Origin of the sequence: Paenibacillus sp. OK076 (genome assembly GCF_900110055.1) — a bacterium.
In the GTDB taxonomy this organism is placed as follows: Bacteria; Bacillota; Bacilli; order Paenibacillales; family Paenibacillaceae; genus Paenibacillus.
In genome coordinates, this window is sequence record NZ_FOCH01000001.1 from 3,866,443 (window position 1) to 3,883,169 (window position 16,727).

13 protein-coding genes are annotated in these 16,727 nt (G+C 49.0%); all 13 read right to left on the reverse strand.

The features are described from left to right. Positions 1–3 precede the first annotated feature (3 nt). Positions 4–1,044: a dual-specificity RNA methyltransferase RlmN gene (gene rlmN, locus BMY78_RS17190; protein WP_090901040.1), complete on the reverse strand. Its 1,041-nt coding sequence runs from the start codon at positions 1,042–1,044 to the stop codon at positions 4–6. Between the two features lie 253 nt (positions 1,045–1,297). Next, positions 1,298–2,818, reverse strand: a complete 1,521-nt coding sequence (rsmB, locus tag BMY78_RS17195) for a 16S rRNA (cytosine(967)-C(5))-methyltransferase RsmB (protein WP_090901043.1) — start codon at positions 2,816–2,818, stop codon at positions 1,298–1,300. Continuing rightward, complete coding sequence (gene fmt, locus BMY78_RS17200; protein WP_090901046.1) at positions 2,815–3,768, reverse strand: methionyl-tRNA formyltransferase; 954 nt, start codon at positions 3,766–3,768, stop codon at positions 2,815–2,817. Before fmt ends, rsmB begins: the two co-directional genes overlap by 4 nt. A gap of 12 nt (positions 3,769–3,780) precedes the next feature. Then, positions 3,781–4,269 (reverse strand): peptide deformylase, encoded by a 489-nt coding sequence (gene def, locus BMY78_RS17205; RefSeq protein WP_090901049.1) that lies wholly within the window; start codon positions 4,267–4,269, stop codon positions 3,781–3,783. Between the two features lie 180 nt (positions 4,270–4,449). Beyond that, the gene (gene priA, locus BMY78_RS17210) at positions 4,450–6,999 is read right to left on the reverse strand and encodes a primosomal protein N' (protein WP_090901052.1); all 2,550 of its coding nucleotides are present in this window, start codon (positions 6,997–6,999) and stop codon (positions 4,450–4,452) included. A 1-nt stretch (position 7,000) separates the two neighbouring features. Beyond that, positions 7,001–8,236: a bifunctional phosphopantothenoylcysteine decarboxylase/phosphopantothenate--cysteine ligase CoaBC gene (coaBC, locus tag BMY78_RS17215; RefSeq protein WP_090901055.1), complete on the reverse strand. Its 1,236-nt coding sequence runs from the start codon at positions 8,234–8,236 to the stop codon at positions 7,001–7,003. Between the two features lie 118 nt (positions 8,237–8,354). Next, positions 8,355–8,570, reverse strand: a complete 216-nt coding sequence (gene rpoZ / locus BMY78_RS17220) for a DNA-directed RNA polymerase subunit omega (RefSeq protein WP_024631120.1) — start codon at positions 8,568–8,570, stop codon at positions 8,355–8,357. A gap of 154 nt (positions 8,571–8,724) precedes the next feature. Continuing rightward, positions 8,725–9,297, reverse strand: coding sequence for a guanylate kinase (gene gmk, locus BMY78_RS17225; protein ID WP_090901057.1), 573 nt, complete (start codon positions 9,295–9,297; stop codon positions 8,725–8,727). Between the two features lie 13 nt (positions 9,298–9,310). Next, positions 9,311–9,571 (reverse strand): extracellular matrix/biofilm regulator RemA, encoded by a 261-nt coding sequence (gene remA, locus BMY78_RS17230; protein ID WP_006209218.1) that lies wholly within the window; start codon positions 9,569–9,571, stop codon positions 9,311–9,313. Between the two features lie 51 nt (positions 9,572–9,622). Next, a complete protein-coding gene (locus BMY78_RS17235) occupies positions 9,623–10,522 on the reverse strand; it encodes a YicC/YloC family endoribonuclease (protein ID WP_076288229.1) in 900 nt (299 codons plus the stop codon). A gap of 19 nt (positions 10,523–10,541) precedes the next feature. After that, the gene (locus BMY78_RS17240; protein ID WP_090901060.1) at positions 10,542–12,431 is read right to left on the reverse strand and encodes a bifunctional homocysteine S-methyltransferase/methylenetetrahydrofolate reductase; all 1,890 of its coding nucleotides are present in this window, start codon (positions 12,429–12,431) and stop codon (positions 10,542–10,544) included. A 176-nt stretch (positions 12,432–12,607) separates the two neighbouring features. Beyond that, entirely contained in the window at positions 12,608–13,441 is an 834-nt protein-coding gene (dapF, locus tag BMY78_RS17245; protein WP_090901063.1) for a diaminopimelate epimerase, read from the reverse strand. Between the two features lie 184 nt (positions 13,442–13,625). After that, positions 13,626–16,490 (reverse strand): calcium-translocating P-type ATPase, SERCA-type, encoded by a 2,865-nt coding sequence (locus BMY78_RS17250; protein WP_090901066.1) that lies wholly within the window; start codon positions 16,488–16,490, stop codon positions 13,626–13,628. Positions 16,491–16,727 lie beyond the last annotated feature (237 nt).

Genomic DNA, 16,727 nt, shown 5'->3' on the forward strand with positions numbered 1-16,727 from the left:
TTCTCACCTCAACTCCATATGCTTTGCACGAAGCTGACCGCAAGCGGCAGCAATATCATGTCCCTGTTCACGACGAATGGTTACATTAACACCCTGCTCCGAGAGGATCTTCTGAAAATTGAAAATGTCGCTTCTGGATGTTCTTACGTACTTACGCTCAGGTACATGGTTGACCGGAATCAGGTTCACGTGGCACAGCATGTTCTTAAGCACACTTGCCAGTTCTGCCGCATGTTCCGGCTGATCATTCACACCACCGATAAGTGCGTACTCAAACGTAATTCTGCGGCCCGTTTTCGCCAAGTAATAACGCAATGACTCCATTACATCGTCAAAAGGAAAACGGCGGTTTACCGGCATCAATTTGGAACGCAATGCATCATTTGGCGCATGGATGGAGATCGCCAGGTTAATCTGTGTATCTTCATCTGCAAACTTGTAAATGTTCGGTACGATTCCACTTGTGGACACCGTAATATGGCGCTGACCGATATTCAGCCCTTTTTCGTGAATCATGATACGCAGGAACGTCATTGTTGCTTCATAGTTCTCAAAAGGCTCACCTGAACCCATGATTACGATGCTGCTGACCCGCTCACCGCGTTCATCCAGAATTTTCTGGGCCTGCACAACCTGAGCGACAATTTCGCCAGCTGTAAGGTTACGTTTGAGTCCACCCAGCGTGGATGCACAGAACGTGCAGCCAATCCGGCAGCCAACCTGTGTTGTTACACAGATGCTGTTACCATAGTTGTGCTTCATAATAACTGTTTCGATCGCATGATCATCATGCAGACCGAACAGGAATTTAACCGTTCCATCCTTGGATTCAAATTTCGTAATTTCAGTTAGTGTAACGAATTCAAATTGTTCAGTCAGCTTTTCACGCAGCGCTTTCGACAGGTTCGTCATTTCACTGAAATCATTCACACGTTTCACATAAATCCAGTCGAAAATCTGACCACCGCGAAAAGCCGGCTCCCCGTTCTCAACAGCCCACTGTTGCAGCTCCTCCAGGGAATAATCATATATAAAAGGTTTCATTTTGTTGTCAACACCTATTCCTTCTTTTCTTTTGATCGTCTTCCTTCTTTTCTTTCCATTCGTCCTATTCTATCACAAAGACCACGTTACATCCATGTATACCCTTGATGCCTTTACTTCATGCATTATAACACCTCAATGCCTGCATCGCACCCTATCATGACATTTTACTGATGTTAAACCTTGAGGCTAATCACAAAGAAATCCGCCGAAGTTCCCCTCGGCGGCTATCCTTCAGTGCTCTATTAAACTGTTAATCCGCTATCCTTGTCAACCTGGCAATGAAAAACCCGTCACTGTGAGCGTACTGTGGCAGAATCTGAACACCACCGTTAACAACCTTCAAATCCGCTGTTTCCATACCAGACCAGGCAACGTCTTCAGACGCCTTGTATTCGGGATGCCGAGCCAAAAAGTCAGCGATCCTATGCTCATTCTCCGCTGGCTCGATTGTACACGTACTATACACCAAAACACCATTCGGCTTTAATAGCGGTGCAACCCGATCCAGCAGTTCACGTTGCAGATTGGAGATATCCTGGATGTCTTCCGCAGTTTTGGTCCATTTGACATCTGGCTTGCGGCGAATAACACCCAGACCTGAACATGGCGCATCCAGCAGAATGCGGTCAAAGGATGCCTCTGGATAACGCTTATCCAGATCAAGGGCATCACCTGTCACAGCATCAATGCAGCTAAGTCCCAGACGATCTGCCTGATCCATGATCAACTGACGTTTGTGAGCATGTACATCATTGGCCACAATCCGTCCACGGTCCTGCATTTTCTCCGCCATATGGGCTGTCTTTCCGCCGGGAGCTGCACAGCAGTCCAGTACAGTCTGACCATCTTCAGGCCCAACGGCCTCAGCTACAAGCATGGAACTTTCATCCTGAACGGACAGCAAGCCATCCCGATACCAGGACGTATGTGCCATGTTACCACCACTGCGAACGAGAATACCGTCCGGACTAAGTCGAGAAGGTTCCACGATCGCTCCCGTACTCTCCATCTCTTGCATCAGTTTCTCACGTGTAGTCATTGTCGTGTTCACACGAACACTAACCGCAGGCGGCTCGTTATTCGCACGACAGATCGCTTCCGCTGTCTCTTCGCCATATTGGCTGATCCAGCGTTCGACCATCCACAGCGGATGAGAATGCTCCAGTGAGATACGTTCAGCTGCAGGCAGATGTTCGGGAATACGCAGTTCATCACGATTGCGAATCATGTTCCGCAATACTCCATTCACCATACCGGAGATGCCCTGATGACCCAATTTCTTAGCCAAATTGACAGCTTCACTCACCACCGCGTGTTCCGGAATACGGTCCAGATATAACATCTGGTACACGCTGATGCGCAGCAGGCTGCGAACCCAAGGTTGCAGCTTGGATACACCTTTGGCTACATATCGTTCCAGAAAATAATCAAGGGTATTCCGTCTTGCGATCGTACCATAGACCAACTCTGTAGCCAGCCCAGCATCTGCCGGACTTAGCTCGGCTTCTTTCAGACGCCGGTTCAGCTCAAGGTTGCTGTACGCTCCTTCTTGCTCAACAGCGCTGAGTACCTTTACAGCGAGTGCACGAGCAGATGTTTTAGGCCGCTCCGAGCGTGATGCACCATTGGCAGAAGCTGGGGATGCAGATGAATGTCCTGCACGACCCGATTTTCCTGTGTTCGGACGACGCTGGTTTCCTCCGCCCCGAGAGGCGTTTCCTGCGACTTTATGACCATTTCCTGACGGACGGCCCGGTGTATTTCCGCTCATTGCAGCACCGTTCCTGGTTTCAGGGTACCACCACGGGCAAAGTCAGCAGCTTGCATTACTTTTTTGCCTGCGGGCTGAACCTCAGTAAGCCAGAGAGAACCGTCACCTGTGCGAACTTCAATGCCGTTTTTGCCCAATTGTAACACCGTTCCCGGCTCAGCTTGTCCAGCATCGGAAGACGAGAGTACATCCATCTGCTTCGGATTCGTTGCTGCCCATACCTTGAAGACCTGCTCATCCCACATCGTGAATGCACCCGAGAACGGCACAAGACCGCGAATCTGATTGAACAATTCACGCGACGTCCGATTCCAGTCCATCTTCTCGTCATCCCGAGTCAGATTACGTGCATAGGAAGCCTCGGCTTCATCCTGTGGGACAGCCGTTGTTTCACCTGCAATCAGCCGCGGCATTTCTTCCTGAAGCAGTTTGGAGCCCGCTTCGCTGAGCTTTACAAACATGGACCCTGATGTATCTTCATCCGTAATCGCTACTTCTACACGTGAGATCATATCTCCCGTATCCAAGCCTTCCGCCATAAACATCAGTGTAACACCCGTCACCGGCTCTCCATTAATAATGGAACGTTGAATCGGGGCACCACCGCGATATTTTGGCAAAAGAGAGCCATGCACGTTCACACAACCGCGAACGGGCATATCCAGCACAGCTTTGGGCAGAATCTGCCCAAAAGCCGCAGTCACAATCAGATCCGGTTTCCATTCAGCCAACTGGGCTACAGCTTCCGGCGCACGCAGTTTCACTGGTTGAAATACAGGCAGGTCGTGGCGTTCTGCCGCAGCCTTGACCGGTGTTGGTGTTAGTACCTTTTTGCGGCCCTGTGGTTTATCCGGCTGTGTGACTACCCCAACCACGTTATATCCCTCGGCAATAAGCATATCGAGAGACGGAACTGCAAATTCAGGCGTTCCCATAAAAACAATATTCAAATCGATCACTCCTTAGTTACGACGCGGCCCGGTTTGATCGGCTGCAATTTCGTACACCTTTTCAGCAATATCCGTAAATAGCACGCCATCCAAATGGTCAATCTCATGTTGGAATGCGCGAGACAACAGTCCGCTGCCCGTAATAATCAGTTCCTTGCCTTCGCGGTCCAACCCTTTGACAGTAACTGTCTCAAAACGACGCACATCACCGTTAATACCAGGAATACTCAAGCATCCTTCGGGTCCAAATTGCTCTCCCTCACTCGCAATAATCTCCGGATTGATCATCTTGATCAGGCCCTGCTCATCTCCGCAATCGATCACAATAAGCCGTTTCAAAATACCAACCTGTGGTGCAGCCAGACCTACGCCTTCTGCGTCATACATCGTATCTGCCATATCATCCAGCAGTTTCTGTACATTGGGTGTAACTTTCGTTACTTCTTTAGCTCTTTTGTGTAGTACCTCATCCGGTTCTTTCACGATAATACGAATCGACATGTTGTAAGCACCTTCCTAATCCTCATCATAATTTCAGGACATCAGGCTCATTTCAAAAATAGTACTGATTTTCTGCTATGTAGCAGGTATCAAAAACTGATTTTAAGTTCGAGCCATCATTCATGTTGTTTTAATCTATGTTTATACCGCTTGTTTACATCCGCATTTTACTACAAATGCTCACATTAACATTTGCGGGTCTACATCCAGACTAATTTGCAGCTTCTGCGCCTGAACGTCGTCGTCCATGCGCCGGGCCGTCGCGAGCGCCAGGCCAATGGCGTCGACATCCCCCCGCCATTTTATCATACATTGGAATCTGTATCTATTCTTGATCCGGGGAATCGGTGATGCTACCGGGCCAAGCACGTCAAAGGCATCATTGCTGAAACGATCCAAACTGCCTAACCAGCCAGCAGCATTTGCCTTTTCTTTCAGTATTCGTGTGTAGTTCTCAGCCAGTCGGATCAGTACCGGAAGCTGCTCATGTGAGAAGGTCACCAAAATCAGGCGACAGTAAGGCGGATACTGCAAATTGCGCCGATGCAATAATTCCTCACGGACAAACGAAACATAGTCATGCTGGCTCGCATGCCCAATCGAATAGTGCTCTGGTGTATAGGACTGAACGAATACCTCGCCCGGCAGTTGATGTCGACCTGCACGACCCGCCACCTGGGTGAGCAGTTGAAATGTTTTTTCGGCAGCCCTGAAATCAGGCAAATTGAGTGCGGAGTCTGCGGTAATGACACCAACCAGAGTGACATCAGGAAAATCAAGCCCTTTAGCCACCATCTGGGTACCGAGCAATACGTCTGCCTTTTTCTCGCGAAACTGCTTCAATAACTTCTCATGCGAACCTTTTTCGCTCGTTGTATCCACGTCCATCCGAATGACGCGAATACCCGGGAACAACTTCGCCAATTCTTCCTCTACCCGCTGCGTACCTGTACCGAAATATCGAATATGCTCGCTGCCACAATCCGGGCACACTTCTGGTGCTGCTTCCGCATATCCACAATAGTGACAACGAAGATTGTTGGAACGCTGATGATAGGTTAACGAAATATCACACTCGGGACAGCCTGCGACGTATCCACAACTGCGACACATCACAAAGGTGGAATAGCCACGTCGATTCAGCAAAAGCACGGTCTGTTCCCCACGTTCCAACCGCTCTTCCAATCCTTTGTGCAAGGCGCGGCTGAACATCGAGCGATTACCGTCCTTCAATTCTTCACGCATATCAACAATCCGTACCTCCGGCAGCTTATTACCAAGTGCGCGGGTCGGCATCTCCAACAAAAGTGGTGCAAAATCATCATTGCTCTGTGAACGAGCAGCATAGTAACTTTCCAGCGAAGGTGTCGCTGAACCCAGGACTACGACCGCCTGATGCTGCTGTGCTCTTTTTACCGCTACATCACGGGCATGATATTTCGGGGTTTCTTCCTGTTTATATGAAGTTTCGTGCTCCTCGTCCATAATGATCAAACCAAGACGACTGAACGGAGCAAAAACTGCTGAACGGGCGCCAATGGCAACTTTCACCTGGCCTTCCCGAATTTTGCGCCACTCATCATAACGCTCTCCACCAGACAAACGACTGTGCATCACGGCAACCTGATCACCAAAACGTCCTTTAAAACGCTCAACCATCTGCGGTGTCAATGCAATCTCGGGTACAAGCACAATCGCCTGCCGATCCTGTTCAATACAGCGCTGAATGGTCTGGAGATATACTTCCGTCTTGCCGCTGCCTGTTACACCATGAAGCAAAAAGACGCCATGGCGCCTTTCCTGCAATCGACCATTAATATTGTTATAGACAAGCTGCTGCTCATCGGTCAGATTCAGTGGCTCGGTCGCACGAAACTTACGTCCCTGATAAGGATCACGAAAGACTTCGACGTCCTCCGTTACAACCAGCCCTTTCTCCTCCAGACCTTTGACTGTAGCCGCTGATACCTGAAGTGTGGACAGCAATTCTTTCATCGCCATCGGCAACAGTTCTTTCATTTCCAGCAAGAAAGCCAAAACTTCCTTCTGCCGTTGCGCCTTTGCAGGGAATGAAGTCAATGCTTCTTCCGCAGCCGCTGCTTCCACAGCTAGATTAATGGATTTCATCGTTTTTTTATTCAGCTTGTCCTTAATCGCCTGACTTTCAAGCAGGACACCACTGAGCAACAACTTCTTGATCAGCGCAGCATGATTGGGGTATTTACGACTCAATTGTTGGAGGGGAACCTGCCCACGACTCTTTACAAAACGAATAATATCTTGCTGCACTTTTTCTGAAGTCGATTCTTCTCCCCACACAAACAGAACTTCTTCACCTGACGCAGAACCTGCCATTTGTCCATCCAGGGCATCTCCCAGTGAGATATACCGTTCTGCTTTCCCTTTCAGTGCAGTCGGGACCATCACCTGCAAAGACAAAATGCGGTTGCTGGCATAACGTTCACTCATCCACTCGGCTAATTCCACCAAATCTTCAGACAACGGTGGAACGATATCCAGCAATTCCTGAATCGGTTTGAGTTTGAAAGTCTCCGTACCCGTGCGAGGCACCAGATCAATTACGAAACCTTGCACCGTCCGATGACCAAAAGGTACACCTACCCTGCTGCCAATCTCAATCCATTCACGCATGGATTCCGGCACCAGATAATCAAACGGCCGGTCCGTTTCCTTCACAGGAACATCGACAATAACCTTGGCGATCTCCATATTAATTCCTCCCGGCAATGCGCTCCGCCGCAATCGAAAGCAACCGGCGGGCCACCTCTTCCTTGGCCACCACCTGAAGCTCTTCCACCAAACCTTCACGGTCATAGATGTGCACCGCGTTGGTATCTGTTCCAAATCCGGCACCCGTCTGGGTGACATCATTGGCTACGATCAGATCACAGTTTTTCCGTTCCAGTTTCTCACGTGCATACATTTCTAATGAATTTGTCTCCGCAGCAAAACCAATCAAAAATTGATGGCTTTTCTGCTTACCCAGCGTTTCAAGAATATCTATATTTTTAATAAGTTCAAGCGATAATGTATCGCCTTTCTTCTTGATTTTCTCCGTGTACACTTCCTTGGGGCGATAATCCGCAACAGCCGCGGCCTTAACCACGATATCTGCATCATCCCACTCACCTGCTACCGCATCATACATATCCTGCGCAGACTGTACCGGGATCACCTTTACATTGGCTGGCGGCTGAACCTGGGTATTCCCCATAACCAAAGTCACATCTGCCCCCAGATCACGCGCTGTCGCTGCAATGGCAAAACCCATTTTTCCAGAGGAATCATTGGTAATATATCTCACCGGATCAATGCGTTCAATGGTACCTCCTGCAGTGACCACAACCTTCTTCCCGCTCAACAAGGAAAGCTGTTCGTTACGTTCCAGTTTGGCAGACTCCTGCTGTTCAAAAAAACGTTCCACCACATCGACAATTGTCTCTGGTTCTTCCAAACGTCCTTTGCCCACATACCCGCACGCCAGTTGACCTTCACCCGGTTCAATCATCATCGTTCCGCGCTCCGTTAACAGGCACATATTATGCTGCACAGCCGGATGATCATACATATGTACATTCATCGCTGGCGCAATCATCACCGGAGCAGTGGTTGCAAGCAGGGTTGTTGAGAGCATATCATCTGCCATCCCATGTGCCATTTTGGCAATGACATTGGCTGTTGCCGGAGCAACCAGAACAAGATCGGCCATATCAGCCAGATGGATATGCGAGACGACCGAAGGCTCCCGCTCATCAAATGTATCACTATATACCACATTTCGGGTCAAGGTTTGCAGCGTTAATTCGGTAATAAACTGTTTCGCGGAATTCGTCATAATGACATGAACGTCCGCTCCTTTTTGCACCAGCCTGCTGCATAATGTAGCCGCTTTGTATGCGGCTATGCCGCCAGTCACACCGAGCACGATTTTTTTACCGTTCAACATGGTTATCCCCCCGATATACGACGTTTATAATGATGAATAGAGAAAAAAATAACAACCTCGCGGTTGTCAAATAAATCCGGCATGCGCCGTATGCAGTTGAAGAGCAGCCGCAGGCGGCTTACTCTTCTTCCTCTTCGTCCTGTCCTTTGATGACAACGAGCAGATCACCATAAATTTCTTCAAGTGCAACGCCAACCTGTTTATGGGATCTGGCATTTCTCAAATCCGTTTTCTCACCTTCACGAAGCTGTCTTGCCCGGCGGGAAGCGGCAACAACAAGGGAATACTTGCTGTCGACTTTGTTCATCATTTCATCAATAGAAGGATACAGCATATTTACAAAACACCTCTTTGCATTAGTATAATCACAATTCGCCGCCTGACGGAATCATGGTGCACCGCTGGATACGTTAACCAGACTGGAGCTACTCTCATATATCCTATGACAGCAACTCCACTGATTATCGCATTTTGCGGCGGCAAATGGATTATTTATTGATCTTACAATGTTCGGCGATAATGATGCTTTCTATTCGTTTACACGCCAAATCAATTTCATCATTAACGACAGCATAATCGTACTGCTCCAGCAGACTGATCTCATCTACCGCGACGGACATCCGGTGATCAATCGTCGCCTGACTTTCCGTACCACGGCCCTGAATGCGATCTTTAAGCTCGTCCAATGAAGGAGGCAACAGAAATACAAAGATCCCTTCCGGGAACTTTTCTTTCACTTTCAACGCGCCTTGAACTTCAATCTCAAGAATGATGTCCCGGCCTTCGTTAATCGTTTTCTCCACAAAATCACGCGGTGTTCCGTAATAATTCCCTACATATTCTGCGTGTTCCAACAATTGATCTTCAGCAATCATGTTCAGGAATTCTTCATGGCTTCTGAAGAAATAATTGACGCCATGTTCCTCACCCAGACGTGGCTGACGAGTCGTTGCCGAGACAGAATAAATCAATTCCGGCACCCGTTTGCGCAAAGCGCTGCATACTGTACCCTTCCCGACCCCAGATGGGCCGGACAACACTATCAGTAATCCCTTAGACATATTACACTCCATTTTATTCGTCGTTGTCATCATCTTTCGAAGAAAGACGATGGGCGACCGTTTCTGGCTGAACCGCAGACAGAATGACATGATCGCTATCCGTAATAATCACGGCACGAGTACGTCTTCCGTACGTTGCGTCTATCAGCATATGACGGTCTCTTGCCTCTTGTATAATCCTCTTGATCGGCGCCGATTCCGGACTCACGATGGATATAATCCGGTTCGCCGATACGATGTTACCGAATCCAATGTTAATGAGTTTGATTGCCATAATCAGGTTCTTCCCCCTATACATGCGACTCTTTTGCCGAAATATGACCGTTCATTCGATATTCGCCGCTTGCTCACGAATTTTCTCCAGTTCCGCCTTCATCTCGACAACACGGTTCACCAGAGCCAAATGGTTGGCTTTTGATCCAATCGTATTGACTTCCCTATTCATCTCCTGAATAAGAAAGTCCAACTTGCGGCCTACTGGCTCATCACTTTTCAGCAGCTCCCTGCTCTGTCCAAAGTGACTGAGTAGACGCGTAAGCTCTTCCTCTATGTTAGAACGATCGGCAAACATAGCAATTTCCATACCCAATTTATGCTCGTCAAAAGGGAAAGAGCCTTCTTCCTGCATTTCCGTAAGCCTTTGTCTTAACTTGTTGCGATGATCACTCACCACAGTCGGCGCAAGAGCAAGCATCTCGGTATGCAGTGATTCCAGACGACTGACACGTCGTTCCAGATCACTGGCCAGATGAAGACCCTCGCGGGCGCGCATCTGCTCCAGACCGGATAAAGCCTCTTCCAACCCCTGCTGCAGGACACGCTCCCATTCGTCCTTCTGCTCTTCCGGAAGCGAACTCGTCCCATCCGAATGAACCATGACATCTGGAAGTGCCAGCATATCCATAATACTCGGTTTGCCCTGCATACCATAGCGGCTCTCCAATTGCTCTGCGGCCTGAAGATAGGCCCTGACCGCCTGCTCATTCAGAACAGCGGGAAGAGCCTGGTCTTCATCTTTTTCTTTCATTACATAAACATCAATCCGCCCACGTTTTAAGCGGCTTTGTACCTTTTTCCTCAATCCGTCTTCATAACACGTCCACTCTCTTGGGAGACGCATCATCACTTCGCAATAACGATGATTGACAGACTTGATTTCCAATTGTACCTTATAGCCTCCAAAATGAAAGGCGGATTGACCGTATCCGGTCATACTGAATGACATCGGCATCACATCCGTTACACTATTGTAATTGATTATTAGGGTTGAAACAAGTAGGACATTGATGCTCCGACTTCTCCCACACATATTGGGTCAATTCGGCCGTCATACTATAGAACATAAATGGAGTCATTAGATAGATTCCTTTGAAATGTTTTGTTGCTACATCCAGAAGCTCCTTGGCGATCTTCACACCCATTGCTCGACCTTCTTCGCCTTCGAGACCAGCCATCCGGGAGCGAACTTCATCCGACAGTTGAATACCCGGAACCTCATTATGCAGGTATTCTGCATTTCGGCCGCTGGCTAGCGGCATTACCCCTACGAAGATCGGCACATCCAGATGCTTGGTCGCTTCATGCATGGCTACGATTAGTTCAGGATCGTATACCGGCTGTGTCATAATATAATCGGCTCCGGAAGCAATCTTTTTCTCAAGACGCTGTACAGCCTTATCCAGATGTTTCACATTCGGGTTAAATGCGGCACCGATAACAAAGCCTGCCTTCTGCTTAAGCGGTTTACCGGAGAAGGACACGCCGTCGTTCAACTGTTTGATCATACGTATAATTTCAAATGAAGTCAGATCGTATACCGAGCTTGATCCGGGCAAATCACCAAATCGTGCAGGATCACCTGTTACAGCGAGTACATGATTAATGCCCAGAGCATCAAATCCCATCATGTGCGATTGTGTCCCGATCAGATTCCGGTCACGACATGCAATATGCACCAGTGGGCGCAATCCAGTACGATCCTGAACAAGATGACCTAGAGCCATGTTGCTCATCCGGGTAACCGCCAGGGAATTATCAGCCAATGTTAATGCATCTGCACCAGCCGCTTTCAGTGTCTCGGCACCTTTCATAAACTTCGCAATGTCGAGATCACGCGGTGGGTCAAGTTCGACGATGACGGTATGACGTTGTTTGACCAGATCCACAATCGTAGGCTGCCCACCCCGTCCAGACCGTTCATCTACATTCTCATGCAAGATGATACGCGGTTTCGACTCGGACGGATCAGGTTCCAGTATCGGAGCAGGTGTGTACTCAACAAGAGCCTGGGCAATTGCCGCGATATGATCAGGTGTCGTACCACAGCAGCCTCCGATAATACGTGCGCCCAGATCAGCAAATTGCACTGCGGTCTGTCCGAAGTATTCCGGAGACGCTCCATAACGGAACTGACCATCGACGTAATCCGCGGCACCCGCATTCGGGTAAACAGACATGGGAACACCGATACGGCCTGATACAGTTTCCATCGCCCGCATGATTCCGTTTGGACCGGAACGGCAGTTGAAACCAATGACGTCAGCCCCTTGCTCACGCATGATTCGGAAAGCTTCAGGCATCGTGTATCCATCCAGTGTATGCCCTACATCCTCAACAGCGAACTGTCCAATTACCGGGAGATCACTCAGCTTGCGCGCCTGCAGAAGGGCGATATCCATCTCCTCGATATCATAAAAGGTTTCGAGCAGAATGCCGTCCACTCCTTCTTCGAGCAGTGCAAAAATCTGCTGCTGGTAGAAGCGCTTCAATTCACTTGTTGATACGTTCGTCCGCTTTCCTCCACGAATGGAGCCAACCGCGCCCAGAACATAACCGTTTGGCCCAGCTACTTCTTTGGCAATGCGCACACCGGCACGATTTACATCCTCCACCTTGGATTCCAGACCAAACTTGGACAACTTATCGTAATTGGCAGAGTACGTATTGGTTTCATGAATTTCTGTACCCGCATCGCGATAACGACGATGCACATCTGCCACCACTTCAGGTGAAATCAAGTTCAACTCTTCATAAGAAATCCCTACCGGGAATCCCATCTGATACAGGAAAGTTCCCATCGCCCCATCCCCTATGAGGACCCGTTCCTGCATTACACTGCGTAAATCCGCCTTCATCCCTTTTCCCCCCGCCTGACTGATCATTTCATACTAATGTAACACAAAAAACATCTGAAAACGAAGAAAAACACAGGTTTTTCGTGAAATTCAGTTTCTATAACCATCTGGACTAGTAGGAATTCATATAACTGCAAAAAAAGAGGCCCTAAGGCCTCCTCATTTAAACGTATCCTTTACGAAGTGACTCCCTTGAAAACAACTTCGGCAGGCCCAGTCATGTATACGTGATTGTCTGCTTCGTTCCACTCAATATGAAGATCGCCGCCCTTGAGGCTGATCACCGCTGTGCGATCCGTATGTCCGTTCAGAACGGATGATACCAGTGTTGCGCAAGCTCCAGTTCCACAGGCAAGTGTTGGGCCAGCACCGCGTTCCCACACACGCATGTCCACATATCCGCGATCGCGAACCGTCGCGAACTCTACATTGATTTTTTTCGGGAACATAGGATGAACTTCAAGAAGTGGCCCCCATGTCGAGAGATCGAAATTGACAGCATCATCGACATAGATGACTGCATGAGGATTACCCATAGAGACTGCCGTAAATTTGAACTCCTGTCCGCTCACTTCAATGGAGTGATCTACCACCGGGTTGGCATCGACGGTGGTGGGAACCTGAAGTCCATTCAGGATAGGTTCTCCCATATCCACACGAACCGTTTCCACTTTACCATCACGAATGTTCAAGCTTACGGGTTGTACACCCGCACCGATGGTTTCAATCGTAATCTGTTCTTGGGTCACATGACCATGATCATATACATATTTGGATACACAGCGGATGGCATTGCCGCATTGCTCTGCCTCCGAACCGTCCGAGTTCATGATGCGCATCTGAAAATCCGCCTTCTCTGAAGGTAGTATATAAACCAGGCCATCCGCGCCGATGCCGAAGAAACGGTTGCACCATTTTACAGCTAATTCTGCTGCATCAGCCGGAAGCTGTTGTTCTCCAAACACAACAATAAAATCGTTGCCGAGTCCATGCATTTTTGTAAATTCCATACCTTGCCCACTCCTTTTGGCAGTCTGCTGCCAAAGCGTTATTCTTGCTCCTCTACAGGATAACCCGGAAAATTCATATCCAACATTCCAAATAAAAAAAGCTATCCTGCAAAATGCCGAGGAATCTCGCCTCGAATCATTTTGAGGATAGCATAACGAAAACGATAAGCAATTGCTATTGATTTTATGCCGAAAACTTTGTACTTTTCGGTACGAAGCGCTCAGGGCCCATGCGGCGACGGTTGCGACGACCTCCCCACACGCTGCCCACTCCCATAAGGAAGGTTGGAATACCTGCGGCAACGATGGAAATCGCCCATTCACGCATACCCAGCGGTACGGTTTTGAAGATAGGCTGCAGCGGCTCTACATACATGACCGCCAGCATCAGCACGATGGATGAAATAACTGCAAACACCAGATACTTGTTCTGCAATGGATTCCGATGAAAGATGGAGCGTGAACTACGGCAGTCGAATACATGAATGAGCTGTGCCAAAACGAGCGTAGCAAAGGCTACAGATTGAGCTTTAATGAGCTGACCCGGTTGATCCGGCGCGGCCTGTAGGGTAAGCCAGAATGCCCCGAGTGTGCAAAGTCCGATCAATACACCCCGACTGACAATTTTCCAGCCCAGTCGTCTGGCAAAAATATTTTCCTTGGAGCCACGTGGCTTGTGCTCCATCAGATCTTTTTCCGGCTGATCCACACCGAGTGCCATTGCTGGCAAGCCATCCGTCACCAGGTTGACCCACAGAATCTGGATCGGCACGAGTGGCAACGGCAATCCCATCATCATCGCGAAAAACATCGTTAAAATCTCGCCAACGTTGGATGCCAGCAAATACCGGATAAACTTGCGGATGTTCTCATAAATATTACGTCCTTCTTCAATTGCAGCTACTATAGTAGAAAAATTATCATCACTCAGGATTAACGCCGAGGCTTCCTTCGTCACATCCGTGCCGGTAATTCCCATCGCAATACCGATGTCTGCTGCTTTAATGGCTGGTGCGTCATTCACGCCATCTCCAGTCATCGCTACGACATGCCCTTTACGCTGTAATGATTTTACAATCCGCAGTTTGTGCTCAGGCGATACTCGTGAGAATACGTAAATCCCCTCTACCTGTTTATCCAATTGCTCGTCCGTCATGCCCGCCAATTGTTGGCCGCTAAGTGAAGACCCACCCCGCTGAAGAATACCCAACTGCTGGGCGATAGCCTCTGCCGTCGTGCCATGATCGCCCGTAATCATAACGGTGCGTATGCCTGCTCTGCGACAAGTCGCAATTGCATCCCGTGCCTCACGCCGCGGTGGATCAATCATGCCTGCAAGCCCGACAAAGACGAGTTGGCTCTCGGCAGCATGTTCATTCTCTACTTTTTCATTCGGCCGTACATCGCGGTAAGCCATCCCGAGAACCCGCAGTGCAGAACCCGCCATATTCTCGTTCGCCGCCATGACTTTCTGCCGCAGCGTTCCTGTGAAAGGTACAACATTGCCTTCCCACAAAATGTAGCTGCATTGCCCAATCAGCACATCCGGTGCACCCTTGGTGTAGATCATGCGCCCACCCTGATGATGAACCAGGACGGACATCCGCTTCCGATCAGAGTCAAACGGGAATTCCTGCTCACGTGCATATAGCTCTTTGAGGCCAGCGGGGGTAAGCCCCATTTTGGAAGCCAGTGTTATGAGCGCCCCTTCCGTAGGGTCGCCTTTCAGCTCCCATACCACGCTCTCTTCCTTGACCGATTCATTAACTTGATCTTTTTTTGTACCTTTCTTCGCCTCTTTCTTACTATCCTTATTTGTCTCTTTGCCTTTCTTTTTATTCCGCATCTCATCTGCAACACTCTCGATAATACTGGCATTGTTACAAAGTGCGCTGATCTGAAGCATTCTCCGCAATGTCTGGTCACTCTTCAGTTCCAAGGTACGACCATTCTCCAGCATCTGCCCTTCTGGTGCATATCCATCCCCCGTGACCTTGATGCTGCGTCCCTCCAGCCACACGTCCGTAACCGTCATCTTGTTCTGGGTCAACGTACCCGTTTTATCCGAACAGATGACCGAGGCACAACCAAGGGTTTCCACAGAGGGAAGCTTGCGCACAATCGCTTTTCGCTTGATCATACGCTGTACGCCCAGGGCTAGCGCAATCGTTACAATCGCTGGCAACCCTTCTGGTATGGCGGCCACTGCGAGGCTGACCCCTGCCAGAAACATGCCTACTGCCGGCTGTCCATGCAGAATACCTGCAACAACAACCATAACGGTTAATCCAAGCGCCACAAAAATCAAAATTTTACCCAGCTGTTCCAGCCTGTGTTGCAGTGGTGTTTCCTGTTCCTCCGTATTCTGGATCAGATCGGCGATTTTGCCCATCTCGGTATCCATGCCCGTCCGGATCACAACGCCCTTGGCGGTACCGCGAGTAACCATGGTTCCCATGAATCCAATGTTCTTCTGATCTCCGAGCGGCACGTCATCCGCAGCTATGGGATGGAAATGTTTGCTTACAGGAACTGATTCCCCAGTAAGTGCAGATTCCTCCACATCGAGGCTGTTCGTGGACAGCCAGCGCACATCGGCAGGTATGCGATCACCGCTTTCCACAAGCACAATATCCCCTGGCACCAGAAGTTTGGCTGCAAGATGAACTTCCTGACCCGACCTTAGCACTTTGGCCAATGGGGCTGACAATTGTTTCAACGCACGAAGGGAACGCTCCGCCCGGAATTCCTGTACAAAACCAAGAATGGCATTAAGGACGATGATGGCAACAATCGTTACAGCATCCAGGTATTCTCCAAGCAATCCGGACACCAGTGTGGCCCCCATCAAGACCAGAACCATGAAATCCTTAAATTGATTAAGCAATAATGTGATTGGAGATATGCGCTTTCCTTCGCTCAGCTCATTCGAACCGGCAGTCTTCCTCTTTTCTGCTGCAGTCTCTTCGGTTAATCCTTCCTCAAGACTGACGCCAAGAGTGTTACGAAGCTCTTCAACGCTTAGTTGGTGCCACTTGGTATGTTCCATGCTTCAAAATTCCCTCCCAGTCTGTATTTCCTCTGTAAAACGTCACACATACTACACCGGCTATGCTAATCAACAGGTTGTACGCGATGCCGGACAAACTACCTGCTCTATATGTATTCGGACAGGACCCTAATTAGCACCCGATGGCGAATCCTTTCCCTGATGGGCAGAATAAGCTAAAATAAAGGTCTGTGGTTATGTACACAGTGGCAATCCGATTTTTTGCTATACAAACGA

Bases quoted from the DNA above. Each gene is read 5' to 3' on its own strand.
- coaBC (WP_090901055.1), bottom strand. From the start codon at position 8,236: ATGTTGAACGGTAAAAAAATCGTGCTCGGTGTGACTGGCGGCATAGCC.
- dapF (WP_090901063.1), bottom strand. From the start codon at position 13,441: ATGGAATTTACAAAAATGCATGGACTCGGCAACGATTTTATTGTTGTG.
- rpoZ (WP_024631120.1), bottom strand. From the start codon at position 8,570: ATGCTGTATCCTTCTATTGATGAAATGATGAACAAAGTCGACAGCAAG.
- remA (WP_006209218.1), bottom strand. From the start codon at position 9,571: ATGGCAATCAAACTCATTAACATTGGATTCGGTAACATCGTATCGGCG.
- gmk (WP_090901057.1), bottom strand. From the start codon at position 9,297: ATGTCTAAGGGATTACTGATAGTGTTGTCCGGCCCATCTGGGGTCGGG.
- rsmB (WP_090901043.1), bottom strand. From the start codon at position 2,818: ATGAGCGGAAATACACCGGGCCGTCCGTCAGGAAATGGTCATAAAGTC.
- BMY78_RS17235 (WP_076288229.1), bottom strand. From the start codon at position 10,522: ATGTCATTCAGTATGACCGGATACGGTCAATCCGCCTTTCATTTTGGA.
- BMY78_RS17240 (WP_090901060.1), bottom strand. From the start codon at position 12,431: ATGAAGGCGGATTTACGCAGTGTAATGCAGGAACGGGTCCTCATAGGG.
- BMY78_RS17250 (WP_090901066.1), bottom strand. From the start codon at position 16,490: ATGGAACATACCAAGTGGCACCAACTAAGCGTTGAAGAGCTTCGTAAC.
- rlmN (WP_090901040.1), bottom strand. From the start codon at position 1,044: ATGAAACCTTTTATATATGATTATTCCCTGGAGGAGCTGCAACAGTGG.
- priA (WP_090901052.1), bottom strand. From the start codon at position 6,999: ATGGAGATCGCCAAGGTTATTGTCGATGTTCCTGTGAAGGAAACGGAC.
- def (WP_090901049.1), bottom strand. From the start codon at position 4,269: ATGTCGATTCGTATTATCGTGAAAGAACCGGATGAGGTACTACACAAA.